We start from the raw sequence: 26,626 nt of genomic DNA, 5'->3' as shown, positions 1-26,626 counted from the left end.
TCGCTTGCGCGCGCATCGTCAGAAGCTCTCCCGCAGGTCCATCCCGCTGTAGAGGCCGGCGACCTCCTCCGCATAGCCGTTGAATGGCAGCGTGGGCCGGCGACGCAGCTCACCGATCCTCCGCTCGGTCGCCTGGCTCCAGCGCGGGTGATCCACCGCGGGGTTCACGTTCGCATAGAACCCATACTCGTCCGGCGCGGCGCGGTTCCAGGTCGTCCTCGGCTGCCGCTCCGTGAGCTGGATGCTGACGATCGATTTGCACCCCTTGAACCCGTATTTCCACGGCACCACCAGGCGCACGGGCGCTCCGTTCTGGCCGAGCAGCGATTGGCCATACAGGCCCACGGCCAGCATCGTGAGGGGGTGCATCGCCTCGTCGATCCGTAGCCCCTCGACGTAAGGCCAGTCGAGCACGTCGCTCCGCTGCCCGGGCAGCTGCTCTCGATCGAGCAGCGTGGTGAACTGGACGTACCGGGCGCGAGAGGTCGGCCCGAGGCGCCTGAGCAGCGCGGCCAGCGGGAACCCGAGCCACGGGATCACCATCGACCACGCCTCGACGCAGCGCATTCGATAGACCCGCTCCTCCAGGGGAAACCATCGGAGCAGGGTCTCGATGTCGATGACCTCGGGCTTCTGCACCTCTCCCTCGCACGCGATGGTCCAGGGGCGGAGCCTGAGCCGGCCGGCGTTCTTGGCCGGCTCGGACTTGCTCAGGCCGAGCTCGTAGAAATTGTTGTACGAAACGATGTCCTCGTAGGAGGTCCGCGCTTCGTCGGTAACGAACGGGCCTCTCGCGTTCGTTCCGGAGGACGACGTCCCGGGGGTCGCCGGCGGGGAGGCGCTTCCGAGCGGCGTGGCCTCGCCGCCGGGGCCTCCGGGCCCGCCCCCCGCCGAGAGGCGCGCCGCGCCGCCCGTGAGACCGACGAGCCCGCCGCCGATGGCCGACGCGGTGCCGGTGAAGAGCGCCGCGTTCTTGAGGAACTCGCGCCGCCGCAGGTAGAGCGCTGGAGGGGTGATCTCGCCGGCGGGCGGTTCCTTGGGCAGCTTGCTCATGCCCCCATTCTACGATCGGGCGGGGCGCCGGTTGCGGTCGGCGGCGATCACGCCGCCCTTGACAGGAGGCGGAGCGCCGTGTGAGGCGCCTGGTGCAGCGACGGCAGCGCGAGCATCTGGGCGATGCGCGTGGAGCGCCGCTCGATGCCGCGGGAGAGCGCCGCCCTCTCGCTCGCGGTGCGCGCGGCGAGGAGCGCCAGCACGTCCTCCCAGACGCGCTCGCGCCACCGCGAGAGCATCTCCATGGACACCCAGACCGCGACCTCCGGCGCGGTCTCCAGGAAGAACGCGCTGAGGGGGCAGCCGTGCCGCGCCGTGAGGCGCGCGAGCGCCTCGATGACCGAGGCGCGGAGCAGCGTGTTGATCTGGTCGTGATCGTGCTTGAGCCGCGCGAGCATCTTCCGGTCGGCGCCATGCCCGAACTCCACGATCGTCGCGTGGATCCCGAAGATCAGGTCGTAGTTGATGTGGGCGCTGAAGCCGAGCAGGGCGTTCTGCACGGGGGGCGTGAACCGCGACGCCGTGCTCGCGTACGCGATGTGCCAGGCGCCGCAGTCCTGCGCCGCGCCCTGATCGTACCAGCGGAGCGTCTCGAGGTACCGCTCGCAGAACCTGCCCGCGAGGCGCGAGATCCACGCCGGCTCGAGGAACATGCCATCGGCTCGCCCGACCTGGGCCGCGACAGCGCGCGTGACGATACCGTAGACGTCGGTGAAGGCCGCTCGCCGATCGCTCGCGGCGAGGAGCCGTTCCGTCACGGTGTCGAGAGCAACGGCGGCATCGTGGACGCTCGTCGGACGCAGATTAAGGCCGTCGATGCAGCACCTCATGAAGTTCCCCTCCTACTTCTTCGCTCGTCCAAGAGACCTGTCTGATGTTCGAACTTCCGCATCCGACCAGCCTCGCTGACCCCGGCGCGTCGCCGGGGCGCAGAACGAACGGCGCAGCAGGGCGCCCTCCGGCAGCCTGCTCAGCCCCAGTCTGGTCTGCGGTCCCGGTGCGCGTCGTTCCCATGTGGAAAGCGGATCTCCTGACCCGCTGGGAGAAAGGTCGCCGCGGCCGTTGCCCTGGCTTCTCCTCCTGCCGGCCCTCCCCTCGAACCGGCTTCCGCAGAAGAGCGATACTCGATGCGATCCTGGCGCGCTCGCGGCGGGATGCCCCCCCTCGCTGCGGCGCTCTAAGTTCGACCTAGTCTACGACACGATGTGGGCTGACCACAATTGTCTTATGATGTCTGATCCCGTTCGGGACAATTTTGAGGTTATTCCAACTACTGGCCTCGAACAAGCGCCTGTTGACCCTGACATGTTTCTTTGTGACGCGGGAGAGCTCCACGGCATCTTCGCGGTTGCGCTGCGACTGGAGCGGCGGTTCGTCACATCCGGAAAGCCTTCACTCGCTTGGGCTGCAGTCGCGACGAGATGTTCTCGAAATAAGCCGAGTGCTTATCCCACGTTGACTGTACGGTTGGAGCTCGCGGGGTGAAGAGTGTTTAGGAAGTCCCTGAGTCCGTGATCAGGAAACTCCTGGCCCGCTTTCCACAGGTGGCACGCAGTTCGTCGCGGTATTCAGTGAAAAATTGTACGAAAGTGCAGGATGAGGTCGGTGTTGTGCCACACCGACGGCCGCCGTCGGGATCGTGCTTGGGCACCCGTGACGCCAGGGCTCGCCTGTCATGCCGAGGGGCCCTGCTCGGGTGAGCGTCGCGCCGAGGCGCTGCAGCCTGGGCCTGCAGGCACCAAGGGCCGGCCGTACGGGCAGTGATCTGTCGAAGGTCCGGCCTGACCCCGTGGGCCGCGGGCGCGTCCTTGACGCACAACGCCCGAGGGGCAGGCCTGTGGCCGTGCAGGGTGCGCCTACCTGCGCCGCGTATCGGCGGTGACGGAACGCCGCCGTTCAAGGCGTGTGGAAGGGAGCTTTTGCTATCGAGGAGAGGGAGGGGCGGGGGAGGGGCAGGGGAGGGGCAGGGGAGGGGCGACGAGGCGCCGCCGGCCTCGGGCGAGGCCGGCCGGCGGTGCGGCGCGCTTCAGCCCGTGCCGCCCTTGGCCTGCACGTCGCGGTGGACCAGCGTCGCGCGCAGGTAGTCGCGGTTCATCTTCGCGATCATGTCGAGGGGGATCTCCTTCGGGCAGACCGCCTCGCACTCGCCGACGTTCGTGCAGTGGCCGAAGCCCTCGACGCGCATCTGGGCGACCATGTTGAGGCTCCGCTGATCGCGCTCCGGCTGGCCCTGCGGCAGGAGGTTCAGGTGCGTGACCTTCGCCGCGGTGAAGAGCGAGGCGGAGGCGTTCGGACAGGATGCGACACAGGCGCCGCAGCCGATGCACGCCGCCGCGTCCATGGCGCGCTCGGCGACCACCTTCGGCACCGGGATCGCGTTCGCGTCCGGCGCGCTGCCCGTCGACACCGAGACGAAGCCGCCCGCCGCGATGATCCGGTCGAACGCGCTGCGGTCCACGGCGAGGTCGCTCACCACCGGGAACGCCTGGGCCCGCCACGGCTCGAGCCACAGCACGTCGCCGTCCTTATAGTGACGCATGTGCAGCTGACACACGGTCGTCCCACGGAGGGGCCCGTGCGCCTGACCGTTGATCATGAAGCCGCACATGCCGCAGATGCCCTCGCGGCAGTCGTGATCGAACGCGATGGGCTCCTCACCCTTGAGGATGAGCCGTTGATTGAGCACATCGAGCATCTCGAGGAAGGACATGTGCTCGCTGACGTCGGGCACCTCGTACGTGACGAACCGGCCCGCTTCGTACTTGCCCTTCTGCCGCCAGACATGGAGGGTGAGGCGCATTATTTGTAACTCCGCTGCGTGGGGTGAACCTCGTTGAACTGGAGCGGCTCCTTGTGGAGCTCCTGGGCTTGGCCTTCGCCTCGCCAGGCCCAGGCGGCGACATACGAGAAGCGCTCGTCGTCGCGCTTCGCCTCGCCCTCGGGTGTTTGGTGCTCCTCGCGGAAGTGCCCGCCGCACGACTCCTCCCTGTCGAGCGCGTCACGACACATGAGCTCCGCCAGCTCGAAGAAGTCGGCGACGCGCGCCGCCTTCTCGAGCTCCTGGTTCAGGCCGGTGCCGGTGCCCGAGACGCGGACGTCGCGGTGGAACTGCTCGCGGAGCTCAGGGATGCGCGTGAGCGCGCCCTTGAGCCCGGCGGCGTTGCGCGCCATCCCGCACTGCTCCCACATGATCTTGCCGAGCTCGCGATGGAACGAGTCGGCCGTGCGCGAGCCGTTCGCGCCGAGCAGCTTGTTCAGCCGGGCGCTCGCGTCGCGCTCGGCGTCCCTCACGGCGGGGTGGAGGTCGTCGACCCGCTCGAGCTTCGTCGACGCGAGGTAATCGCCGATGGTGTAGGGGATGATGAAGTACCCGTCGGCGAGGCCCTGCATCAGCGCGCTCGCCCCGAGCCGGTTCGCGCCGTGGTCGGAGAAGTTCGCCTCCCCGAGCACGTAGAGGCCGGGGATCGTGCTCATCAGGTTGTAGTCCACCCAGAGCCCGCCCATCGTGTAGTGGATGGCCGGATAGATGCGCATCGGGACGCTGTACGGGTCGTCGCCGGTGATGCGCTCGTACATGTCGAAGAGGTTGCCATAGCGCTCGGCGATGGCCGGCTTGCCGAGGCGCCGGATGGCGTCCGAGAAGTCGAGGTACACGCCGAGCCGCGTCGGCCCCACGCCGCGACCCTCGTCGCACACCGCCTTCGCCGCGCGCGACGCGACGTCGCGCGGCACGAGGTTGCCGAAGCTCGGATAGCGGCGCTCGAGGTAATAGTCGCGCTCGCCATCGGGGATGAGCTCCGGCGGGCGCGTGTCGCCCGCGTTCGTGGGCACCCAGATGCGGCCGTCGTTGCGGAGCGACTCGCTCATGAGCGTCAGCTTCGACTGGTAGTCGCCCGAGACCGGGATGCACGTCGGGTGGATCTGGGTGAAGCACGGGTTGCCGAAGAGCGCGCCGCGCTTGTGCGCCCGCCAGACGGCCGTGGTGTTCGACCCCTTCGCGTTCGTCGAGAGGAAGAAGACGTTGCCGTAGCCGCCCGACGCGAGGACGACCGCGTCGCCGAGGTGCGTCTCGAGCGCCCCCGTGATCAGGTTGCGGGTGATGAGGCCGCGCGCCTTGCCGTCGATGACGATGAGATCGAGCATCTCGGTGCGCGGGTACATCTTCACCTTGCCGAGGCCGATCTGCCGCTCGAGGGCCTGGTAGGCGCCGAGGAGGAGCTGCTGCCCCGTCTGGCCGCGCGCGTAGAACGTTCGCGACACCTGCGCGCCGCCGAACGAGCGGTTCGCGAGCACGCCGCCGTACTCGCGCGCGAACGGCACGCCCTGCGCGGCGCACTGGTCGATGATGTTCACGCTGATCTGCGCGAGCCGGTACACGTTGGCCTCGCGCGCGCGGTAGTCGCCGCCCTTCACGGTGTCGTAGAAGAGGCGGTAGATGCTGTCGCCGTCGTTCTGGTAGTTCTTCGCGGCGTTGATGCCGCCCTGCGCGGCGATGCTGTGGGCGCGGCGCGGAGAGTCCTGGAAACAGAAGCTCTTCACGTTGTAGCCGAGCTCGGCCAGCGTCGCGCTCGCCGCGCCCCCGGCGAGGCCGGTGCCGACGACGAGGACCGTGTACTTCCGCTTGTTCGCCGGGTTGACGAGCTTCAGGTTGAAGCGGTGCTGGTCCCACTTCTTCTCGATGGGACCTTCGGGGATCTTCGCATTCAGCTGCATGATGACGGACGCTCCGGGCTCAGCGGACGATGCCGAACAGGACGGCCAGCGGGATGGACGAGAAGCCGGCGAAGAGCAGGATCGACGACACGGCCGCGAACTTCTTGAGCACCGGCGAGTAGCGCGGGTGGTTGGCGCCCACCGACTGGAACATGCTCCACGCGCCGTGGTAGAGGTGCAGCGCGAGCAGGCCCATCGCCACGACGTAGGCAATCGCCGCGGGGCCCGGGCTGAAGCCCTTCACGACGTTGTCGTAGGCGTCGAGCGGCACGAAGTCGGGGTGCACGGTGCCCGTCGTCAGGTGGAGCAGGTGATAGACGATGAAGGCGCCGAGGACGCCGCCGCTCAGCAGCATCGTGCGCGCGGCGACGTTGGGATGCCGCTGCCCCTTCACCTGGTAGCGGACCGGCCGGGCAGCGCGGCTGTGCTGCGCGAGGGTCACGCCCGTGTAGACGTGGACGATGAGGGCGGCGAGGAGGAGGAGCCGCGTCCCCCACAGCAGGGAGGGCGTCCCGTGGAGGAAAGCGGCATAGTCGTTGAACTTCTGCCGGCCCAGGAAGACCTGGAGGTTGCCGGCCATGTGGCCGATCACGAAGCCGAAGAAGATGACGCCGCTCAGCGCCATCGCGATCTTCTTGCCGACGAGATCTCGGTAGAAGGTCGCGGCGCGCTGGGCCCTGGCGGGGAGAGTCGATGGTGCGGCGGTGGGGCTCATCGCTCCCCTCCTTTAGTGGGGCGCGAACGCGTTCGCCAGAGGGAATCTTGAGCTCGATCGCCGAAGAATTTGCGGGCGCCAGCCGCAGATCGCGGCCCGGGCGAGCGCGCGGCGCGCGGCTGCTCGGGGCGCGCGTCAGGCGGCGCAGGGGCCGTGCGAGCGCCGTACCTTGTGGCCGTAAAAAGCGAGCGCGAGCTCGATCGCGAAGATGCCGATGGCCTGCTCCTCCTGGCTGGTGAACGCCGGCAGGCGCTCGTCGCGGAGCACCACGAGGCCGCCAAACGAGCTCTCACCAAGGCGGAGCGGCGCGACGATGGCGGCGCCGAAGCGATCTCCCTCCGCGGTGCAGAGCAGCTCGGGCGCGTCGTCCGCGGACAGGCGGACGGGCGCGAGCGCGCCCTCGATCCGCCCGGCGAGCCGAGCGATGAACGCCGCAGGCACCTCGGCGCCGGAGGCTGCCTGGTACAGCGCGGCCCCTTGATCGAGCGCGAGGGAGAGCGCCGCGCTGGTCGTATAAACCACCTTCGCCGCGAGATCCACGGCGCGCTCGGGGAAGTCGTCCCGCGAGAGGGACGCGACAAGGGCGGCGCTCGCCTGGTGGACGGCCGCCACGGCGTCGAGGTGGGTGCGCAGGATCGCCGCCTCGAGCAGCCGCTTCATGTCCTCGATGTCGTAGGGCTTCTCCAGCATGTCGTACGCGCCACGCTCGATGCACTCCACGGCGGCCTGCGCGCTCGAGCACGGGGCGCCGATGATGATCTCGAGGTCCGGGCTGATCGCCTTGAGCGCGGCGACGGTCTCGGCGCCGTCCATGCCGGGCGCCCCCACATCGACGACCACGAGGTCGAAGCGGCGCGCCTTGACGAGCTCGATCGCGGCGGGCCCGCTCTCGGCGCAGGTGACATCGAAGCCGCCCTGGCCGAGCTCGAGCGCGAGCCTGTCGAGGACCCTCTTCTCGGCGTCTACCACCAGCACATGGGGTCGAGCCTGGCTCACTGATGCCTCCTCCTCTGGTCTACGAGGGCTCCGCCGCGCCGCCTCGCCGTCCGGCGCTGCCGTGATCGCGTGGCGACAACAGCTGCGCCGGATGGCGCCCCGCCCGGCGGAGCCCTCTCCGCCCTCTACCAGCCGTCCGAAGTCCGCCTAAGGTCCAATAGAACCGGTATTCCAGCGAAACGGAAGTCGAAGCGGCGTTGCCGCTCTCCTCCTTTAACAGGGCGCGGGGCCGCGCGCCCGGCGCGGATGTGCTCCGGTATGCCGACTCGTGTGGACCGTGAGCGCTTGTCGCAGCCGGAGGCGCGCGATTGAGGGGCTTATTTCGCGGGAGGCGCCGTGGTGGTCGCGCGACGCATGGCGGAGAGGATGTGGTCGATGATCTCGGGGACTCCCTTGCTCCGGTTGCACTGCGCGAACAGGAACGGACCGTCGCCCCGCATCCGCCGGGCGTCACGCTCCATGACGCCGAGGTCGGCGCCGACGTGCGGAGCGAGATCTGTTTTGTTGATGACGAGCAGATCCGACTGCGTGATGCCCGGTCCGCCCTTGCGCGGCACCTTGTCGCCGCCGGCGACGTCGATCACGTAGATCGTGTAGTCGACGAGCTCGCGGCTGTACTGGGCGGCGAGGTTGTCGCCGCCGCTCTCCACGATGAGGAGCTCGGGCGCGACGCGGTCCATGAGGTCGTCGAGCGCGACGAGGTTGTGGCTGATGTCCTCGCGGATCGCCGCGTGCGGGCAGCCTCCGGTCTCCACCGCGCGGATGCGCTCCGGCGGCAGCGCCTTGTTGCGGTGTAGGAACTCGGCGTCTTCCTGGGTGAAGATGTCGTTCGTGACGACGCCGAGCGGCATCCTGTCGCGCAGCGCGCGGCAGAGCGCGAGCACGAGCGCCGTCTTGCCGCTGCCGACGGGCCCCCCGATCCCCACCGTGAACGCGCGCGCCGAGAAGTCGCGGTCCTTCGGCGCATCCCGCTCGCTGAAGAGCCCCGGGTGCGCCCAGTGCTCGTGCGTGTGCCCATGCGCGTGGTCGTGGTCGTGGTCGTGGCCGTGGTCGTGATCGTGGCCGTGATCGTGGCCGCGATCGTGGCCGTGATCGTGGCCGTGATCGTGGCCGTGATCGTGGCCGTGATCGTGGCCGTGGCCGTGCTCGTGGCCGTGCCCGTGGTCGCCAGGGTCGTGCATGCTGTCACCTCACGATTGAAAGAGACGCGAGTAGAGCCGATCCTGCGTGGCCCCGAAGAGATCGAGGAGCGGCGCCGGCTGCGCGAGCTCGTCGATGCCGTGATCTTCACACTCATGGAGCACCGCGTCGAGGAGCGGCGCGCTCTCGAGTTGCAGTCGCTGCGCCTCCAGCGGCCCGACGAGCCCGAGCCGCACCGCCGCCGAGACGACGCCGCGGAGCGAGGCGTGGAGGTAGACGGCCTGCGCGTCCTCGCGCGCGACGCCGAGCGCCGCGAGCGCCGCGCCGAACGCGGGCGCATGGTGGCCCAGCGCCTGCCGCGCCCGGACGGCGGCGTCGAGTCGGCGGATCTCGGCGGAAGGGAAGACGCGCGCGCTCGTCGCGAGGAACGCGCGGCCCTGCGTCCGGCTCGCCCGGTTCGCGACGTGGTTCACGAGGAAGGCGTCGCAGGCGTCGTCGACGGCCGCGATCTCGAGCGGGCGCTCGTGCGCCGCCCGCACGAGCGGCAGCGCGCCGAGGCCCACCTGCCAGAGCGCGCTCGCGACGAACGACGAGAGCGCGCTCCCGGCCCCGACCTCGCCGAGCTGCACCGCCGCCTCGAGGCCCGCGGAGTGCGCGAACCCTCCGACCGGGAACGCGGAGTCGGAGATCTGGAGGAGGAGCCACCTGTTCATGCGCGGAGGGAGGCGGACCGAGGCAAAGGGAGAGAGGGAGGAACGAACCAGCGGGAACGCGGCGACCGCGAGCGAGCGCCCCGCCTCAGAAGAGGCTGTACCGCTGGGCGAGGGGCAGGACCTTCGCGGGGTCGCAGCGGAGGAGCTCGCCGCCGGCCCGCACCTCGTACGTCTCGGGGTCGACCGTGATCGGCAGCAGCGTGCTGTTGAGGCGCATGTCGGCCTTGCCGATCCGGCGGCACCGCCGGACCGCCGAGAGGCGCTTCTTCAGATCGAGCCGGCGGATGCTCCCCTCGTCCATGGCGCGGCTCGACACGAACGCGATGCTCGTCTCGCCGATCGCCGTGCCGAGCGCGCCGAACATCGGCCGCATGTAATACGGCTGAGGCGTCGGGATCGACGCGTTCGGATCGCCCATCTGCGCCCAGGCGATGAGGCCGCCCTTGATCACGAGCTCCGGGCGCACGCCGAACATGTCGGGCCGCCACAGCACGAGGTCCGCGAGCTTGCCCGGCTCGACCGACCCGATCTCGTGGGACATGCCGTGCGCGATGGCCGGGTTGATCGTGTACTTGGCCACGTAGCGGCGGATCCGGAAGTTGTCGTTGTCGCCCCGCTCCTCGTGCAGACGGCCGCGCTGATCCCGCATCTTGTGCGCGGTCTGCCAGGTCCTCGTGATCACCTCGCCGACGCGGCCCATCGCCTGGCTGTCGCTCGAGATGATGCTGATCGCGCCGAGGTCGTGCAGGATGTCCTCGGCCGCGATGGTCTCGCCGCGGATGCGGCTCTCGGCGAACGCCACGTCCTCCGGGATGTTCCGGTCGAGGTGGTGGCAGACCATGAGCATGTCGAGGTGCTCGTCGAGCGTGTTGACGGTGTAGGGCCGCGTCGGGTTCGTCGAGCTGGGAATGACGTTCGGCTCGCCGCAGATGCGCAGGATGTCGGGCGCGTGCCCGCCGCCCGCGCCCTCGGAGTGGTAGGAGTGGATCGTCCTGCCCTTGAACGCCGCGATGGAGTCGTCGACGTAGCCCGACTCGTTCAGCGTGTCGGTGTGGAGCGTGACCTGGATGTCCTCGTGCTCGGCGAAGCTGAGGCAGCAGTCGATGGCGGGCGGCGTCGTCCCCCAGTCCTCGTGGAGCTTCAGCCCGACGGCGCCGGCGCGCACCTGCTCGAGCAGCCCCTCGGGCGACGAGGTGTTGCCCTTGCCCGTGAAGCCGATGTTGAGCGGGAGGACGTCCGTCGCCTGCAGCATCAGCGAGATGTGATGGGCGCCCGGGGTGCAGGTGGTCGCCTTCGTGCCGGTCGCCGGGCCCGTGCCGCCGCCGACGAACGTGGTGACGCCGGACGCGAGCGCCTCGTACCCCTGCTGCGGGCAGATGAAATGGATGTGCGTGTCGACGCCCCCGGCCGTGACGATGTGGCCCTCGCCGGCGATGACCTCCGTCGTCACGCCGACGATCATGCCCGGCGTGACGCCGGCCATCACCTTCGGGTTGCCGGCCTTGCCGATCGCCGCGATGCGGCGCCGCTTGATGCCGATGTCGGCCTTGTAGACGCCGGTCCAGTCGACGATGAGCGCGTTCGTGATGACGCAGTCGAGCGCCTCGTCGTTCGAGGCGCCGGCCATCTGCCCCATGCGATCGCGCAGCACCTTGCCGCCGCCGAACTTGCACTCGTCACCGTAGGACGTGTGATCCCGCTCGACCTCGGCGATGAGCCCGGTGTCGCCGAGCCGCACGCGGTCGCCCACCGTAGGCCCGTAAATATCGACATAGTGGCGCCGCTGCATCCTGTGGCTCATGCCTGCTGCTCCTCCGGCGCGGCGTGCGCCGCCCCGCCCTGCGGGTCGACCTGCACCAGCGTGATCGTCTTCTCGTCGCCCGGCTCGAAGCGGACCGCGGTGCCCGCGGGGATGTCGAGCCGCATCCCGGCCGCCGCCGCCCGATCGAACTCGAGCGCGCGGTTCGTCTCCGAGAACGGGTAATGGCTCCCCACCTGGATCGGTCGGTCGCCGAGGTTCTTCACGGGGAGGGAGAGCCGCCGCCGGCCGGGGGAGAGCTCGATCTCGCCGGGCTTCACGAGCACCTCGCCGGGCGTCGGCTCGGCCGTCCGCTCCGCCGGGCCTCCCGCGAAGCGCGACGTGTCGGGCACGGGGAGGAAGCTGCCGTAGAGCGCGAGCGCGAGATCGCCGTGCTCGAGCGCGATCGGGTGGTGGACGGTGACGAGCTTCGTCCCGTCGGGGAAGGTCCCCTCCACCTGGACCTCGGCGATCATCTCGGGCACGCCCGGCATCACCTGCGCGCGCCCGAGCAGGCGGCGTCCTACGTCCATGAGCTCGGCGACGCTGCGGCCGTCGCGGATGAGCTCGAGGATCTGCGTCGCGATGAGCGCGACGGCCTCGGGGTAGTTGAGCCTTATCCCGCGCGCGAGGCGCTTCTGCGCGAGGAAGCCCGCGCCGTGCAGCACGAGCTTGTCGAGATCACGAGGCGCAAGGTGCATGTTCGCCCTCTCTCCGGCGCGGCGACGCCGTGGCTTGGCCAGCGCGGCGCGACGCTACCACTTTCGTGCGAACGGATCATCACCGAGCTCACCCGCGAGGAACGCGAGGGCGCCGCGGAGGAAGCCGGCGACGCGCTCGACGCTCGTGCCCGCGACGCGCACGACCGCGCCGCCGCCCCGGAGCGGGCTCGCGGACGCGACGAGCTCGGCGCGCCGCTGGGGCGGCGGCCGCGGCGCGAGCAGCGCCTCGGCTCCTGCCCGCGCGCGGGGGCCGAGCGCGACGAGCGTCGCGAGCGCGTCGAAGCGCCCCATGCGCTCGAGCAGCGCGCCGTGCGCGGGATCGAGCAGCGTCGCGTCGAGCAGCACGGCCTGCCCGCCGCGGCTCACCCGGGTGCGCGACGCGTACCTGTCGAACGCCCAGCGCTCGCCCCGCGCGCTCCGGCCCGAGGACAGCGCGTCGACGAGGACGAGCGACGCGTCGTCGGCGAGCCTGACGTCGATGTCCTGCTCGTACCGCGAGCCCGCGAAGCAGACGACCGGATCGGGGATCGCGACGAGGAGCCCGCCTGCCTGGACGTCGGCCTCGAGGCGCTGGCGGCTCCCGCGGGGCGAGCGGTAGACCTTTGTCGAGGCCTGGGTGCTCAGCAGCGCGGCGGCCCCGCGCCCGACGCGCGCGTCGAGGTGGAGCTCGTCGCCGCCGACGAGGCCGCCGCCGAAGCTCGCGACGAACACCCACGCTGCGTGCCCGTGGTTCTTCGGGGCGAGCAGCTTGAGCGGGCTCCTCGCGAGCGCCTTCTCGAGCACGGTGCGGCCTGCGACGCGCGTGAACACGAGCTCACCGCCGCCGGCCTCGCCTGCGCGCCGCGCGGGCGGCGGTGGGTCTCGCAACGCGGCCGGAGGAGCGCTGGGCGTGTTCACGGGCCGGCGTGCGTACCACGGACCGCGCCCCGGCGGCGAGGGAGCGCTGTGCAGACCGGCGGCGAGGGAGCGCTGTGCAGACCGGCGGCGAGGGAGCGCTGTGCAGACCGGCGGCGAGGGAGCGTTGCGCGGACCGGTGTTGGATGCTTCACGCGACCAGGAGCACGACCAGGAAGGTGAGGAGAAATTCGAATCATCTTCCCGATTTCCCTCCATCGTCGAGAACATGAAACATCCCGGACATGCGAGCCTGTTGTCGGGACTCTCCCGAATACCGCTACGGTGCTATCAGCAACCCGGACACGGCGTTCCTCCTGTTCCCGACGACAACGCGTGTCCGGGGTGTCCGCCGGCCGCTGTGGGCGTTCCATGACTCGATGTGATGGCGTTGACGTGGATGACATGTTGCTTGACGGGAAAGCGCCGCTCGGGTCAGCTCGTCGGGCGGCCGGGGGGTCGCGGAGGGGGTCCGATGTTCATCGTCAGAAAGGGCGACATGCCGCCGTGGTCTCGTCGGTTCAAGGAGGCGGCCTCGCGCCTGCTGGAGCGCCATGGCGGGACCCCGTTCGAGCTGCGCTTCTGGGGCGGCGAGCGGCTGCGCTTCGGCGCGGGCGCGCCCGAGTTCGCCGTGACGTTCAGGACGCGTCGGGCGCTCTGCGAGACGGCGTTCCGGGGCACGCTCGGCCTCGGTGAGGCGTATGTCCGGCGCGAGGTCACGTTCGAGGGAGATCTCGAGGACTCGCTCGCCGGCCTGTTCCAGCTGGCGCGGTCGGTGGAGGCGCGCCTGCCGCGCCTCGTGCCCGCATCGTCGTCGTTCGATCGAGGCGTCTCGGGCGTGCTCGACGCGCTCCGGCTCGGCCTGCTCGCCGGGCCCGCGAAGCGCGAGAGGCTCGCCGTCGAGCGCCACTATGGGCTAGGTAACGACTTTTACCCTCTTTACCTGGACAGGCGCCTCCAGACGTCGTGCGGTTATTTCAGGTCTTCGGGCGAGACGCTCGACGATGCGCAGGCGCACAAGATCTCCCTCGTCGCGCGGAAGCTCGCGCTCCGGCGCGGGCAGCGGCTCGTGGATCTCGGGTGCGGATGGGGGCACCTGATGTTCCACGCCGCGGAGGCGTACGGGGTGCAGTGCCTCGGTATCACCCTCTGCGAGAACCAGGCGAGGTACATCCGCGAGCAGGCGGCGGCGCGGCGGCTCCCGGTCGAGGTCCGCGTGATGACCTGCGACGAGCTCGAGGACGAGCCGCGGTGGGATCGGCTCGTCTCCCTGGGCTCGATGTGCCACGCGGGCGAGCGCCGTATCGAGGTGTTTTATGACAGGGTGAAGGCGCTGCTCGTCCCGGGCGGCGTGTGCCTGCTGGAGAGCGTCACCAGAGAACAGGAATCGTCGCGGACTGACCCCTTCCTGCAAAAGCACATCTTCCCCGGGTACTGGCCTCCATCGCTCCAGGGGATGGCGACGCGCGCCGCGGCGCGCGGCCTCGACGTGCTCGACGCGGAGAACCTGCGGCGCCACTCCGCGCTCACGGCGCGCTGCTGGCGCCGCAACTTCCTGGACAACAGGGAAAAGATCGAGCGGGTCACCGGCTTCGACGGGGCCTTCATGAGGACGTGGGAGTTCTATCTCGCGTGCGCGGCCGCCGCGTTTCGCAGCGGGCATCTGGGCGCCATCCAGATGGTGCTGTCGAACGGGGCTCCGCGCGACTACCCGCTCGTACGAGAGCCCCTGTATGCTACCGAGGAGCCCTCCCTGAGGGAGCGCGCGCCGATCGTCCCGGCCGTGCAGCTCAGCTCGTGGGGGGCGGCGCTGCCGTCCTGATCTGCCGGGCGCGCCCCACCGGCGCGCGCTCTCTCCGCGCAGAAGATCTTGTTAAGCTCGCGCGGCCAGCTATCAGCTAGAGGATGAGCGAAAGGCTAGCGGCCAGCGCCCGTCGCGGCGCCGCGCCCTCGTGGTCCGTGTCGCGCCCTCGCTTCGCGGCGCGTGTGGTCCTGGCCGCCGCGTGGCTCGTCGCGCTCTCTTGTCTGCTCGCCTCGTGTGCTCAGGCCAGCTACATCGCGCAGGCGGGCGTCGGCCAGCTCTCGATGGCGTGGCGCACCGAGTCGCTCGAGGACGCCGCCTTCGACGCTCGCCGGCCGTGGCGGACGCGCGCGCTGCTGCGCGAGGTCCCCCACATCAAGCGCTTCGGGGAGCGCCACGGGCTGACCCCGACCGGCAATTACAGGACGTATGTCGAGCTCGATGGTCCGGCCGCGGTCTGGGTGGTGAGCGCGTGCGAGCCGCTCCGGTTCCGCTCGAAGACATGGAGTTTTCCTATCGTGGGTACAGTCCCCTACATGGGGTGGTTCGATCTCCAGGATGCCAAGGAGTTTGCGGCGCCGCTCAAGGCGGCTGGCTGGGACGTCGATGTGCGTCCGGCGGGCGCCTACTCGACGCTCGGCTGGCTGGAGGATCCGGTCCTGTCCACGATGATCTCGGACGGGGACGAGGCGCTCGGCGACCTTGCCAACGTGGTGCTGCACGAGTCGCTGCACGCGACCCTGTACGTCACGGGGCAGACGAGGTTGAACGAGAGCCTTGCGAGCTTCGTCGGGGACGAGCTCGCCAAGCTCTATCTGGACGAGCGGACGGGCCCCTTCTCCGCGGAGAAGACGGCCTACATGAGGGAGCAAGAGAAGGGCGAAGCGCGGACGCGCGCGCTGCACGCGGCCTATATCCGCCTCAATCGGCTGTATGCGTCGCCGGTGCCTGAGGCCCAGAAGCGGGCGGAGAAAGACGCGGTGCTGGCCCGGCTCAAGGCCGACATCGGGGCGCGCCGCCCGATCAACAACGCGTCGCTCGTGCAGTTCCGCGTCTACAACTCGGGGACTCCCGAGCTCCGGGCGCTGCTCGCGACCTGCGGTGGCAGCTGGCCGAGGTTCCTGGGCGCGCTGCGAAAGCTGGAGAGCCACAAGTTCTCGACGCCCCAGGAGAACATCGGCCGGGTGGTCGAGCCGCTGATCCAGGCCGGCTGCAGGTAGCCGCGCGAGCGACGTTGTGTGCCGCGAGCGACGTTGTGTGCCGCGGGCTGCGCTCTCCATGCCGTGAGCTGCGCGACGCGCTGCGTAGTGCGCGCTGCGCTGCGTACCGCGCTGCGCCTCCAGCGGGGTGAGCATCGTCGAGGTACGACGCAAAGCGTCGATAGCCACCGTCTCGCTCTATTGCACTTCTTCGCTTCCACGGTGCAATGCAGGGCGCCAGCTCGCTCGTAGATGAACATATTCATGTCCAGGTAAACTCCGCGTTCTGGATCTGAACCCATCCGTGGATCGGACCAGTCCCTGCGGAAATGTATGACCGGTGCTGGCTTTCCGGGCCTCGAGGGCGCCTCGGGAGGCGGGGTTCAGCGGTAATTTTGGCTGTCAGGCGCCAGGACCGCGGCGCCTTCGCCGTTGGCCCGCCGGTTGCTGTATGTGTCCGCCAGATGTCGCTCCCGCTCGCCGTCCTGTTTCATGGGGATTCGAAGGGGGAGACCCCTGGCATAGCCTTCGCAATATACGCCCCTGTCTTCGGGGGGACGCCGAGCGAGGTGATCGGCGGCGCAAGCCGAGCGATCGCGACCCCGCCGTCACCCGAATGTCATAGCCCGTGCGGTATCGCGCTCCTTGATTGACTTGTCGCCGGGCGCCGGCGGAGAGCTTCGGTTTACGTGACGACAGCCGCCTTACGAGGCGATTAAGGAGGGATGGACGAGGCACGCGCGACGCGCGTCGCCCATTGCGTTGGCTTATCATGACCAGCTTGTCAGACCTCGGTCTGAGCTTCTCTTATCTGTTGTGTTCTGTCGTGCAGCCCCAGTTGTTGACTCTGCTTCCCGCTTCGCTTCCGCTTCTCCCCTGCTTCGCTTGAGCTTGGTCGTTCGATTCGGGTTTGCGCTTCATTCTTTGCTTCAGCTTCCTCTTTCGGTTTGACTGGCTTCTTGGATTGTCTTAGTCTTCCGCCCGTCTTCGCTTTATCTTCACTCTTTACTCTTTTCTTGATTGCGCTTCGTATCGCTTTCCTGACTTCGCTCTTCTGATCGCGGGCCTCTCCAGGACCTCCGGTGGATTCTCCTCCACCGGCGCTCTTGTGCGGCCCCGGCGGGTCCGCGCCAGCGGGCCTCGGGCCGGCGGGTTCTCCCGACCGGCCTTTCTTTTTTGCACGAGCGCTACCCGGGCGTGCGCACGGCGCCGCGATGCTCGTGGCCAGGCTGCGCCTGGAGCGGGAGCACCCTGGTCAAGAGCCGTGGTCTCGGGCGCGAGCGCCGCGGTCCGCGGCTGTCATCTCGGGCGCGAGCGCCGTCATCAGCGGCTGTCGTCGCCAGGGCCTTGCCTGGGGTGGACGGTGGCGGAGACGATCTTCCACTCGCCGTCGATCTTCTCGAGCCGCAGCGCCACGGGCAGCTCGTCACGCCGGACCTCCTGTCCGTGCCGGGCCCCCGTGACCGTCGCGGTGGCGGTCACCTTCGCCGCCATGCCGGCCGGGTCGATCTCGATCTCCGCGCCGCTCAGGCTCACGTCCGCGGTTTGATAGACGACCGCCGCCTGCGTCGCCGCGGCCGCGAGCTCGTCGCGGCCGCGGAGGCTGTCGCCGATTTCGGTGATGCGGGCGCTCGCCTCCTTCGCGAAGATCTCGGCGAACTCCTTGCGAATGCGGCCGTGGCGCACCAGCGGATTCCGCTCGCCGTCGTCGATGCGCACCGCGTCCTCGAGCTGGGCGAGCCGGTCGCGGATCCGCTCCTCCTCGGAGGGCGAGAGCAGCAGCGCCGCCGCGCCGAGGACGGCGCCGGCGCCGATGAGCCCGAGCGGGAGCCAGCGCTTCATGCGCGGAGTATAGGCGAAGGCTCCGCGCGAGCGCGTGGAACCGTGGAACCTTGGAGCCGTGCGATGAAACTCCCGCCGGCTTCGACCGCGGCGGGCAGCCTCCCCGGGGGGGGCACCGACAGCGCGCGGCACGCCGCCGCCATGCCGTCGATGGCGAGCGCGATCTGCCGGGGGAGCGGGCACCCCCGCTCGGTCAGGCGTCTCGCTTGACGACGAGGGCCGTCAGGTCGTCGATCTGCTTGGCCGAGCCAGCGAAGCGGCGGACCTCGGCGAGGAGCGCGCCGAGGATGTCGGACGTGGGGCGCGCGTGCAGGCGATGGATGAGGTCGCCGACGCGCTCCTTGCCGAACACCTGCCCGGCGGCGTCCTGGTACTCGTAGAAGCCGTCGGTCAGCAGCACGAGGAGGTCGCCCGGCGCCATCACGAGGGGCGGGGTCGGGGGCAGGTCGAGATCCTTGAACATGCCGAGCGGGACGGTCGACGGATCGCGCCACACGACCTGGCCCTCGGCCGCCCGGTAGTGGAGCAGCGGCCCTTGCCCGGCCGCGTGGAAGCGCAGATGGTGCGTCGTCGGGTCGAGGATGCCGAGGAACGCCGTGATGAAGCGGTCGTTCGGCAGGTCCTCGATGAGCTGCTGGTTGATGTGGTGCATGAGCGCGTCCATGTCGGCCGAGAGGCGCAGGCCGATGCGGAGCATCGCGCGGAACTGGGTCACGCTGAGCGCGGGGCCGATGCCGTGGCCGGCCGCGTCGGCGAGCAAGAGGAGCATCGGCGACATGTCTGCGCGCTCGTCGAGCCGGATGACGTCGTAGATGTCGCCGCCGGTGTCGTCCGCCGGCTTGCTGAACGCCGACAGCGAGTAGCCGGGGCAGCGCGGGAGCCGGCGCAGGAGGATGTTCTGCTGGATGTCGCGCGCGATCGTGAGGTCGCGCTCGAGCTTCAGCTTGATCATGCGCTCCTCGAGCAGGAGCGTGCGCTGCACGGCGACGGCCGCCTGCGCCGCGAGCAGCTCCGCCACGTCGCGCTCGTCCGGGCCGAAGTGACCCACCGCCGAATTCAGCATCTGCAGCACGCCGACGAGCTTGTCGTCGAGCCCGATGAGCGGCACCGTGATCAGCGATTTCGTGTGATATCCCGTCCTGCGGTCGATCTCCTGGTTGAACCGCGGATCGGCATAGCAGTCGTCGACGACGATGGTCTGGCGCCTGCGCGCGCACTCGCCGGCGATGCCCTTGTCGATGCTGACGCGGATCTGGGCCTCGCCCGTGGCGACACGCGAGTAAAGCTCCTTGGCCTCCGCGTCGTAGAGGAAGACGCTCCCGCGGTCGGCGCCGATCACCTCCCGCCCCGTCTTGATGATGAGCTCGAGCAGCTCCGTGAGGTCGTACGGCGCCGCGAGCTTGCGCGAGACGTCGAGGATCAGGATGAGCGACGACGCATCGATCAGGGAGGGAGTGCCGGCGCGCATGCGGCCGGAGAGTTTGGGCTACGTGGAAATAGGGGTCAAGACATGGTCTCGCCCCGGGGGCTCGTGACGACCTCATCGCCCGAGCGTGTCCGCGCCGTCGTCCCGCCGTCCCGCCATCGTTCCGCCGTTCTCTCGCTCCGTCGCGCGTCGTTCCGCCGTTCTGTCGCGCCTTCGCTCCGTAGCGCCGCCGTTCCGCCGTTCTGTCGCTCGGTAGCGCCGCCGTTCCGCCGTTCCGTCGTCGTGGGGAGCTCGGGCGCTCCTCGGCGTGCTCCGGCGATCGTCGGCGCGGTTGCCCTTGGCGCGGCCCATTTTTCGAGCGACGGCGGCCGCGAGCGCGCCGGAGACGGAGACGACGCGAGCGCGCGGTCGATGCCGTCGGCCCGGGGCCCGGGGCGGTGGAGGTCGGCGCTACCACCTTGGCCCTACCTGTCCTAGAACACGCGACGCACTCTCCTTGAAAGCGAGCTCTTCGATGAACCGCCTCCGCCTCGTCGCCCTCGTCCCGGCCGCTGCCCTGGTCGTGGCGGCCTGCGACGCGCCGCCCGCTCCCGTCGGCGCGGCGCCCGATGCCTCGCCCTCCGCCGCGGCGTCGCCGCCGGCTCTGCCGCAGCCGGTCGACGCGCCGCCCGCCGCGCCGACGGCGAGCGCGGCGGCCGCCGACGTGAGCGCTCCGGCGGCGACGGACGCGGCGGCGCCGGCCGACGCGGGCGCGCCGGCGGAAGACGCGGGCCGGAAGCGCGAGGACGCGGGCGCCGCGACGGCAGGGCGCGACGCGGGGCCACGCGCTGGCGACGCGACGGAGCGCGACGCGGGCGGAGGGCGCGCCGAGGCGCCGGCGGCGGCGTCTGCGCCCGCGCCCGACGCGTCGGCCCCGCCCTCGGTGCCGCCCGCCCAGGCGGGATCCGCGGACGCCGTCGCGGCGGAGGTCGACGCGATCTTCGTGGGCAAGAAGACCTACTTCGCCCGCTTCAAGCAGGAGCACACGCAGAAGGTCTCGGGGGCCGTCAAGAAGCAGAGCGGCTCGATGTCGGTCGAGAAGCCGGACAGGATCTCGTTTCGCTACGACCCGCCGAACCAGAACCGCATCGTCTCCGACGGCGTGTCGCTCAAGGTCTACGTCGCCGAGGACCGGCAGATGTTCGTCACGCCGGTGAAGAACTCGGAGTATCCGGGCGCCCTCTCGTTCCTCATGGGCCACGGGCTCCGCCCGTCGTTCACGTTCACCTTCAACGAGAAGGCGAAGTTCGAGGGCGGCCCCGTCCTCGTCGGCAAGCCGCGCGCGCCGACTCCCCACTACGAATTCGTGATGTTCTATATCGACAAGGCGCTCCTCGCGAAGAAGGACCCGGGCGTCGTGCGCCGCGTGCTCATCGTCGACGCGCAGGGCAACCGGAACCGGTTCGATTTCGAGAACGCGTCGCAGCCCGCGTCGATCGATCCGGCGGAGTTCCAGTTCACGGCGCCGCCCGGCACCGACGTCAAGCAGAACTGATGATCCCGCGCCTTTCGCTCCCGGAGCTCTTTCCCGACATCCATCCGGAGTGGATCATCGCCGAGGACGAGGATCTCATCGTCGTCGACAAGCCGGCTGGCCTGTCGACGCACGCGCCGGAGGCGGAGCGGATCGACGACATGGTGACGCGCCTCCGCGCCTTCCTCCGCGGCCGCGGCGACGACGAGGCGTACCTCGGGATCCACCAGCGGCTCGATCGCGACACGTCGGGGGTCCTCCTGTTCACGCGGCGGCGCGAGGCGAACGCGGCCGTCGCGCGGCAGTTCGAGGGGCGCACGGTGCAGAAGACGTACGTCGCCGCCGTCTCCGACTTCGGCGATCGCCCGCCGCGCGGCACCCTGCGGCACCGCCTCGTCCCGGCGCCGGGAGGCGCGATGCGCGCGCTCGCCGAGACCGGCGGGGCGCGAGAGGATCGGGCCGCGAGGCGGGAGGATCGGACCGCCAGGCGGGGGGATCGGGCCGCGGGGCGGGAGGATCGGGCCGCGGGGCGGGAGGATCGGGCCGCGGGCGGCGTGCTGGCGATCACCCGCTACCGCCTCCTCGAGCGCCGCGGTGATCGCGCCCTGCTCGAGCTCCGGCCCGAGACAGGCCGCACCCACCAGCTCCGGGTGCAGCTCGCCGCGATCGGCCTGCCCATCGCCGGCGATCCGCTCTACGGAGGCCCCGAGGCCCCGCGCCTGCTCCTGCACGCCGCCGAGCTCCGCCTCGATCACCCGGCCACGGGCGCGGCCGCGACCTTCCGCTCGCAGCTGCCTGCAGTCTTCGAGGCGTGGCTCGCGGCCGCGCCGGCGGACCCGTACGCGGGCGGCGTCGCGGCCATCGAGCGCGCCATGCGCGAGGCCGCCGAGCGGCGGTACGGGATCGCGCGCGCCGGCGACACAACGGCGCTCCGGCTCGTCCACGGCGCGGGCGACGGCCTCCCCTCCGTCTCCGTCGACCTCTACGGCGAGCACCTCGTCGTGTCGCTGTTCGGCGCGGGCGAGGGCGAGCCGGGCGCGCCGCCGCGGGACCTCGTGCTCGACGCGGCCCACCGGCTCGGGGCCAAGGGCGTCTACGTCAAGGCGCGCCCGAAGCACGCGAGCGTCATCGTCGACGCGCGGCGCGAGGAGTTCGCGCCGCGGCACGCCGTCCGGGGGGAGGACGCCCCGGAGGAGTTCACCGTCCTCGAGCACGGCTTGCCGTTCAAGGTGCGGCTCGGCGACGGGCTCTCGACCGGTATCTTCCTCGATCAGCGCGAGAACCGGCGGCGGGTGCGGGAGCTGGCCAGGGGGGCCCGGGTGCTGAACCTGTTCGCCTACACGGGGGCGTTCACCGTCGCGGCCGTGGCGGGCGGCGCGCGCGAGAGCGTGACGGTCGACGTCTCCCGGAGCGTGGTCGCCTGGGCGCGCGACAACCTCGCCGCCATCGGCGCGGACCCGGCGGCGCACGTCGTTGTCGAGGCGGACGTGTTCCCGTGGCTGAAGGCCGCCGCCCAGTCCGGCCGGCGCTTCGACCTGGTCGTGCTCGATCCGCCGAGCTTCGCGACCACGAAGAAGAGCCGCTTCAGCGCGGCGAGCGATTTCGGTGCGCTCGCCGCGCTCGCCTTCCGCGTGCTCGCCCCGGGCGGCAGGCTGCTCGCCTGCACAAACCACCGCGGCATCGTGCGCGCCAGGTTCCGGCGTCATTTGCACGAGGCCGCGCGTGAAGCAGGATGCGACGTCGTGCAGATGAAAGATCTCCCCGATCCCGTCGATTTTCCCAGCGAACCAGGCGCGGAATCCCACCTGAAGAGCGTCCTCGCCAGCGTGGGCGCGCCGTCCGCGAGGGCCCGAGAGGGCGCGCCGCCTGCCAAGGCAGGGAAGGCTGTGCCGTTCGCGAGGGCAGCGAAGGCCGCGGCTGCCCAGGGCGCGCGCCGAGGGCCCGCCGCCCCGGCCCGGACGACCCGCCGAGGTGCGCGATGAGCCAGCGGCGCCTGCTCATCACGATCAGCTCGTACAGCTACCTCGAGCCTTCCTTCCTCGCCGCGGGCGACTTCGAGCGCGGCGTCGTCGAGCGCAAGAGCTTCCCCGACGGCGAGCGCTACCTGCGCGTCGCTGTCGACTGCTGGGGGCGCGACGTGGTCCTGCTCGGCGGCGCCCCTCGGGACCTCGACTGGCTGGAGATCTACGATCTCGGCTGCGCCATCTCGCGCGCAGGCGCGCGGTCGCTCTCCATCGTGATGCCTTATTTCGGCTACGCGACCATGGAGAGGGCCGTGAAGCCGGGCGAGGTGGTGACCGCGAAGACGCGGGCGCGGCTCATCTCGGCGATCCCCTCGTGCGACGCGGGCACGCGCATCTTCCTCTTCGATCTGCACACCGATGGCATCGAGTTCTATTTCAGCGACTCGCACGTGACGCGCCACCTCTACGGCGCTCCGCTCATCACGCAGGCGGTCCGCGAGCTGATGGGCGATCGCCCGTACGTGCTGGCGGCGACGGACGCCGGTCGGGCCAAATGGGTGCAGAGCCTCGCCCGCGGCCTCGGCGTCGAGCCGGCGTTCGTGTACAAGGAGCGGAGGGGCGACGGCGTCGGCGTGACCGGCATCAACGCCGACGTCTCGGGCCGCGAGGTCGTCATCTACGATGACATGGTCCGCACCGGCTCATCGCTCGTCCAGGCGGGGCGCGCCTACCTCGCCGCCGGCGCATCCAAGGTCCACGCCGTCGCGAGCCACCTCGTCTTGCCGGGCGACTCCCTCGAGAAGATCAGGAAGGCTTCCGTGTTCACGACGCTGCTCGGGACCGACTCGCACCCTGGCAGCCAGCAGCTCGCCGATACGCCCGCCGCCCTGCGCTCGGTGGCGCCGCTGCTGGTGCGCGCGCTCGAGCGGGAGACCTAGAGCGGCGGTCACCCGCTTCGGATACGGGCCCATCTCGACGTTTTCGGTGCTCAGCGCACCGGAGTGCGCTTGCGCGCCGAAAACGCCGATCTGGGCCCGTCTCCTGTGCGGGTGACCGCCGCTCTGCGACGCTCCTACCAGGGGCGGGTGGTGCGCTTGCGCGCCGAAAACGCCGATCTGGGCCCGTCTCCTGTGCGGGTGACCGCCGCTCTGCGGCGCTCGTAACCAGGGGCGGGGGGGGACCGCTCTGGGGCACCGTCGTCTACGACGAGAGGCTACGTGAGGTTCGTGAGCGGTCCGGTGCAGTGCTCACGCAAGCCGAACGTGGTCCGGGTGTCGCCGAACAGGTTCAAGATCGAGACGAGCAGGTTGTTGTGCGGGAGGCTCGGGTACCGGACCCAGCGCCCGGTGCGCAGGCCCCCGCCGCCGCCGGCCAGCAGGAACGGCATGTCCTTCTTGTTGTGGAGCGCCGGATTCGAGATCTCGGAGCCGAAGAAGACGACGCTCTCGTCGAGCAGCGAGTGCCCGCCCATGTCGACCTTCGCCATCTCCTGCAAGAGATAGAGGTGCTGCTCCGAGTACCAGGTGTAGATGATCTCGCACTCGGCCGGCCTGAAGCCGCCCATTTCCTGGTAGAAATGGTGGTGCTCGGTCAGGTTCAGCCACGGCAACGTGTACTTCGCCTCTGTGTCGCTCCACTGCAGGGTGCCGACCGCGGTGATGTCGCAGGCGAGCGCCATCACCAGCATGTCCGTCATCAGCTTGCCCACCTTGGGGATCGCCGCGTCGGTCGAGCTGTCCACCATGACGCCGACGTCGTCCGAGTTGAGCCCCGCGCTCGGGTCGTAGTCGGACGTGTCGACCATCATCGGGGCCCGGCAAGCGCTCGTCGTTGCCGGCGTGCTGCCGAGGCTCTGCTCGATCTCGCGGATCTTCGTCAGGTGCTGGTCGAGCTTCTGCCTGTCGGCCGCGCCGAGCCGCGCGGAGAGGGCGGCGTAGCGCCGGTCGAGGAAGTCGAGGATCGATCGCTTCCGGGCGAGGCGGAGGGCGGCGTCGTCGCTGGCGCCGGGGTTCAGCGTGCCGAAGAGCTCGGTGAAGATCTCCACCGGATCGAGGCGCGGCTGGATGGGGCTGTGCGGCGCGGTGTCCTCGAAGTTGGCGATGTTCATCGGCGACATCAGGCCGTGGGACTTGCCCGTCCCCCAGCGCACCGCGAGCTGGACGCTCGCCTTCGCCTTCCGACCGGCCGAAATCCGGGAGGCGATCACCTGATCGATGGACGGCCCCCTCGCGTAGCCGGTCGAGGTGAGCATCTGATCCGTGCCCGTGAGCCAGGCGATGATCCCGCACTGGTGCTGCTCCCCGATCGCGCTCTTCATGTCGAGGCCGTCGACGACGAGCAGCCGGTCCTGCACCGGCGCGAGCGGCGCCAGGATGGGGCCCAGGGTGAAGCTCGTCTCGGTGCCGGTCGGACGCCAGCGGTCGATCACGGTCCCGCCGGGCGTGTAGACGGCGAGGAAGCGCTGGGCGGGGGCGGGTTGCGCGTGCGCCGGGCGCTCGGTTCCCATGATCTCCAGCCACGGGAGCGCGACGGCGATGGCGCCGGCGCCTCGCAGCACGGCACGTCGGCTCAAGCGGAATTTCGACATACCCCTCCCTCCTTTCAAGCAGCCATGTAGAGGAAACCGTCCGTCCGGGTGAGCTCGACGAGGAGCGCAGATTCGTGACTTGAAGACCCAGACATCGTCCTCGCTCGCCGCCCGCACGGGGCAAGCCGAGGTCCCCTGATTCAACAACAATATTTACGAAGTGACCAGGGGGATTGTCGTGCGGGGCCCACCCGCCGCGCGCTGGTGCGAGGGCCACGTCGTCGAGCGCGCGGCGCCGAATTCCCTTGCCGGCGCCGATCGGCGCGTGGATGCTCGCCCCGGATGCGCGGCTCGCGCAGAAAGGATGAGCGTCGAGACCATGGACGAGCTGGTACGGCAGGTCGCAGAGAAGGTTGGCATCTCGGAAGACAAGGCCCGCGTGGCCGTGGAGACGGTGGTCAATTTCCTCAAAGAGAAGCTCCCCGCGCCGCTCGCCGCCCACGTCGACACCGCGCTCGGCGCGGCGGCCCCCGCCATCGCCAACCTCGATGTCGGCAGCCTCGCAGGCTCGCTCGGCAGCCTTTTTGGCAAGAAGTAGCGGCATCTCCGTCGAGCGCCCGGCCGGAGCGCTCTCGACCCAAGTCCACCTCTCCTCTCCCGACCCTGACCCTGGACGAAGCGGCCTCCGCGCTTCGGGCCGAGGCGCGCTCACGTCCAGGACGTGCTCGCGCCTCGCTGCCTGGCGCGGCGTAAGCACGCGCTGACGGCGCCCGGCGCTTCACGGCTCCGTCCTGGTCCGGCGCGCTCTCGACCCGGCGCCGCGAGCGCGGCCTCGCGCTGGGTTGAGTCTTCGCATCCCCGCGCGCGCGCGCCTCGGAGGAGGCCGTCGCGGGCGCCGCGGCGGGCGACAAGCGTGGAGAACCCCGGGTTTCCTGGACGAAGCGCGCGCGGCGATGGATAGCGGCTGCACAGGCGGGCTCCGGCACCGGGCTTGCGAGCATCGAAGGCCTGGAGAAGCACCCGCCCACCTCTCTCTTCAAGCGGGCGGTCCGGCTTCCGCGATGAGAGGAGCGATATTCCATGGCGTCCGTGATCGGCGGTGAAGCCGCGTTCATCGGGTCCTTGACCGAGCTGATCGAGCTCAACTGGTCCACGGTGGACGCGCTCGCAGCGGCGCTCGCGCGGATGAGCCGACCAGGCGACAAGAGCCGGCTCGCGAGCTTCCTTCACGATCACGAGCGTCACCTCGAGGTGCTCGCCGCCCTGGCCCACGAGCTCGGTGATCCGCCGATGGACAGCGGCGTCCGACCCAAGCTGAAGAGCAAGGCGCTGACGAACGGGATGGTCGGAGATCGCGCGATCCTCGAGGCGATGAGGCATTACGAGGAGGACAGCTGCGCTGCTTACGAGCGGATGATATCGTTCCGAGAAGGCCTCTCCGATCGCGCGCGTGACGTCCTCCGGCACTCGCTCGCGATCGAGCGGCGCCACCGGGACTGGTTCACCGAGCAGCTCGACTCGCGACAAGGGCTTTTGCTGCTGCCGCTGTAGCGCGCAAGAGCGCCCTTTACAGGGCTCGGCTTTCTTCCGCCGTCTCGTGTATCATCGCC

At 70.2% G+C, this 26,626-nt stretch carries 21 protein-coding genes; 7 read left to right on the top strand and 14 right to left on the bottom strand.

Features of this window, described 5'->3' with window-relative positions; genetic code table 11:
* Positions 1-18: 18 nt before the first annotated feature.
* From msrP to WME90_RS34330, 11 genes are all read right to left on the bottom strand, one after another.
* Entirely contained in the window at positions 19-1,053 is a 1,035-nt protein-coding gene (msrP, locus tag WME90_RS34380) for a protein-methionine-sulfoxide reductase catalytic subunit MsrP (protein ID WP_437276282.1), read from the bottom strand.
* A gap of 47 nt (positions 1,054-1,100) precedes the next feature.
* A complete protein-coding gene (locus WME90_RS34375) occupies positions 1,101-1,883 on the bottom strand; it encodes a DUF5995 family protein (protein ID WP_437276281.1) in 783 nt (260 codons plus the stop codon).
* 1,196 nt (positions 1,884-3,079) lie between these two features.
* A complete protein-coding gene (locus WME90_RS34370) occupies positions 3,080-3,853 on the bottom strand; it encodes a succinate dehydrogenase/fumarate reductase iron-sulfur subunit (RefSeq protein WP_437276280.1) in 774 nt (257 codons plus the stop codon).
* Positions 3,853-5,766 (bottom strand): fumarate reductase/succinate dehydrogenase flavoprotein subunit, encoded by a 1,914-nt coding sequence (locus WME90_RS34365; RefSeq protein ID WP_437276279.1) that lies wholly within the window; start codon positions 5,764-5,766, stop codon positions 3,853-3,855. Before WME90_RS34365 ends, WME90_RS34370 begins: the two co-directional genes overlap by 1 nt.
* Positions 5,767-5,785: 19 nt before the next feature.
* Positions 5,786-6,481 (bottom strand): succinate dehydrogenase cytochrome b subunit, encoded by a 696-nt coding sequence (locus WME90_RS34360; RefSeq protein ID WP_437276278.1) that lies wholly within the window; start codon positions 6,479-6,481, stop codon positions 5,786-5,788.
* A 135-nt stretch (positions 6,482-6,616) separates the two neighbouring features.
* Positions 6,617-7,477, bottom strand: coding sequence for a response regulator (locus WME90_RS34355; protein ID WP_437276277.1), 861 nt, complete (start codon positions 7,475-7,477; stop codon positions 6,617-6,619).
* Positions 7,478-7,794: 317 nt separating this feature from the next.
* Positions 7,795-8,658: an urease accessory protein UreG gene (gene ureG, locus WME90_RS34350; protein ID WP_437276276.1), complete on the bottom strand. Its 864-nt coding sequence runs from the start codon at positions 8,656-8,658 to the stop codon at positions 7,795-7,797.
* A gap of 9 nt (positions 8,659-8,667) precedes the next feature.
* Positions 8,668-9,330, bottom strand: a complete 663-nt coding sequence (locus WME90_RS34345) for an urease accessory protein UreF (protein WP_437276275.1) — start codon at positions 9,328-9,330, stop codon at positions 8,668-8,670.
* A gap of 85 nt (positions 9,331-9,415) precedes the next feature.
* The gene (gene ureC / locus WME90_RS34340; protein ID WP_437276274.1) at positions 9,416-11,131 is read right to left on the bottom strand and encodes an urease subunit alpha; all 1,716 of its coding nucleotides are present in this window, start codon (positions 11,129-11,131) and stop codon (positions 9,416-9,418) included.
* On the bottom strand, positions 11,128-11,829 hold the full coding sequence (gene ureA / locus WME90_RS34335; protein WP_437276273.1) for an urease subunit gamma: 702 nt from the start codon (positions 11,827-11,829) through the stop codon (positions 11,128-11,130). Before ureA ends, ureC begins: the two co-directional genes overlap by 4 nt.
* 54 nt (positions 11,830-11,883) lie before the next feature.
* Positions 11,884-12,747: an urease accessory protein UreD gene (locus WME90_RS34330; protein WP_437276272.1), complete on the bottom strand. Its 864-nt coding sequence runs from the start codon at positions 12,745-12,747 to the stop codon at positions 11,884-11,886.
* 472 nt (positions 12,748-13,219) lie between these two features.
* On the opposite strand from WME90_RS34330, the gene WME90_RS34325 reads away from it, so the two are divergent.
* Both WME90_RS34325 and WME90_RS34320 read left to right on the top strand, forming a co-directional pair.
* A complete protein-coding gene (locus tag WME90_RS34325; protein ID WP_437276271.1) occupies positions 13,220-14,566 on the top strand; it encodes a class I SAM-dependent methyltransferase in 1,347 nt (448 codons plus the stop codon).
* 83 nt (positions 14,567-14,649) lie between these two features.
* Entirely contained in the window at positions 14,650-15,765 is a 1,116-nt protein-coding gene (locus WME90_RS34320) for an aminopeptidase (protein ID WP_437276270.1), read from the top strand.
* A gap of 1,302 nt (positions 15,766-17,067) precedes the next feature.
* Here the strand turns inward: WME90_RS34320 and WME90_RS34315 are convergent.
* Together WME90_RS34315 and WME90_RS34310 are read right to left on the bottom strand one after the other, a co-directional pair.
* Positions 17,068-17,586 (bottom strand): nuclear transport factor 2 family protein, encoded by a 519-nt coding sequence (locus WME90_RS34315; RefSeq protein WP_437276269.1) that lies wholly within the window; start codon positions 17,584-17,586, stop codon positions 17,068-17,070.
* A gap of 193 nt (positions 17,587-17,779) precedes the next feature.
* The gene (locus tag WME90_RS34310) at positions 17,780-19,054 is read right to left on the bottom strand and encodes a PP2C family protein-serine/threonine phosphatase (RefSeq protein ID WP_437276268.1); all 1,275 of its coding nucleotides are present in this window, start codon (positions 19,052-19,054) and stop codon (positions 17,780-17,782) included.
* Positions 19,055-19,526: 472 nt separating this feature from the next.
* Here WME90_RS34310 and WME90_RS34305 point away from each other — a divergent pair, with 472 nt between their 5' ends.
* From WME90_RS34305 to prs, 3 genes are read left to right on the top strand one after another with little or no spacing between them, the layout of a single operon-like run.
* Positions 19,527-20,546 (top strand): LolA family protein, encoded by a 1,020-nt coding sequence (locus WME90_RS34305; RefSeq protein ID WP_437276267.1) that lies wholly within the window; start codon positions 19,527-19,529, stop codon positions 20,544-20,546.
* Positions 20,546-22,507, top strand: coding sequence for a class I SAM-dependent methyltransferase (locus WME90_RS34300; protein WP_437276266.1), 1,962 nt, complete (start codon positions 20,546-20,548; stop codon positions 22,505-22,507). Before WME90_RS34305 ends, WME90_RS34300 begins: the two co-directional genes overlap by 1 nt.
* Positions 22,504-23,427 (top strand): ribose-phosphate diphosphokinase, encoded by a 924-nt coding sequence (gene prs, locus WME90_RS34295; protein ID WP_437276265.1) that lies wholly within the window; start codon positions 22,504-22,506, stop codon positions 23,425-23,427. The genes WME90_RS34300 and prs overlap by 4 nt, the downstream gene beginning before the upstream one ends.
* A gap of 275 nt (positions 23,428-23,702) precedes the next feature.
* Here prs and WME90_RS34290 read toward each other — a convergent pair whose 3' ends face one another.
* Positions 23,703-25,046: a DUF1552 domain-containing protein gene (locus tag WME90_RS34290; RefSeq protein ID WP_437283696.1), complete on the bottom strand. Its 1,344-nt coding sequence runs from the start codon at positions 25,044-25,046 to the stop codon at positions 23,703-23,705.
* A gap of 349 nt (positions 25,047-25,395) precedes the next feature.
* Between WME90_RS34290 and WME90_RS34285 the strand changes: the two genes are divergently transcribed.
* Both WME90_RS34285 and WME90_RS34280 read left to right on the top strand, forming a co-directional pair.
* Positions 25,396-25,614 carry a hypothetical protein gene (locus WME90_RS34285; protein WP_437276264.1) on the top strand — a complete coding sequence of 73 codons (219 nt, stop codon included), beginning with the start codon at positions 25,396-25,398 and terminating at the stop codon, positions 25,612-25,614.
* 482 nt (positions 25,615-26,096) lie between these two features.
* Positions 26,097-26,567, top strand: a complete 471-nt coding sequence (locus WME90_RS34280; RefSeq protein ID WP_437276263.1) for a ferritin-like domain-containing protein — start codon at positions 26,097-26,099, stop codon at positions 26,565-26,567.
* Positions 26,568-26,626 lie beyond the last annotated feature (59 nt).

The organism is Sorangium sp. So ce375, from assembly GCF_051473855.1.
Lineage (GTDB): Bacteria > Myxococcota_A > Polyangia > Polyangiales > Polyangiaceae > Sorangium.
This window is presented reverse-complemented; position numbering and strand designations above follow the sequence as displayed.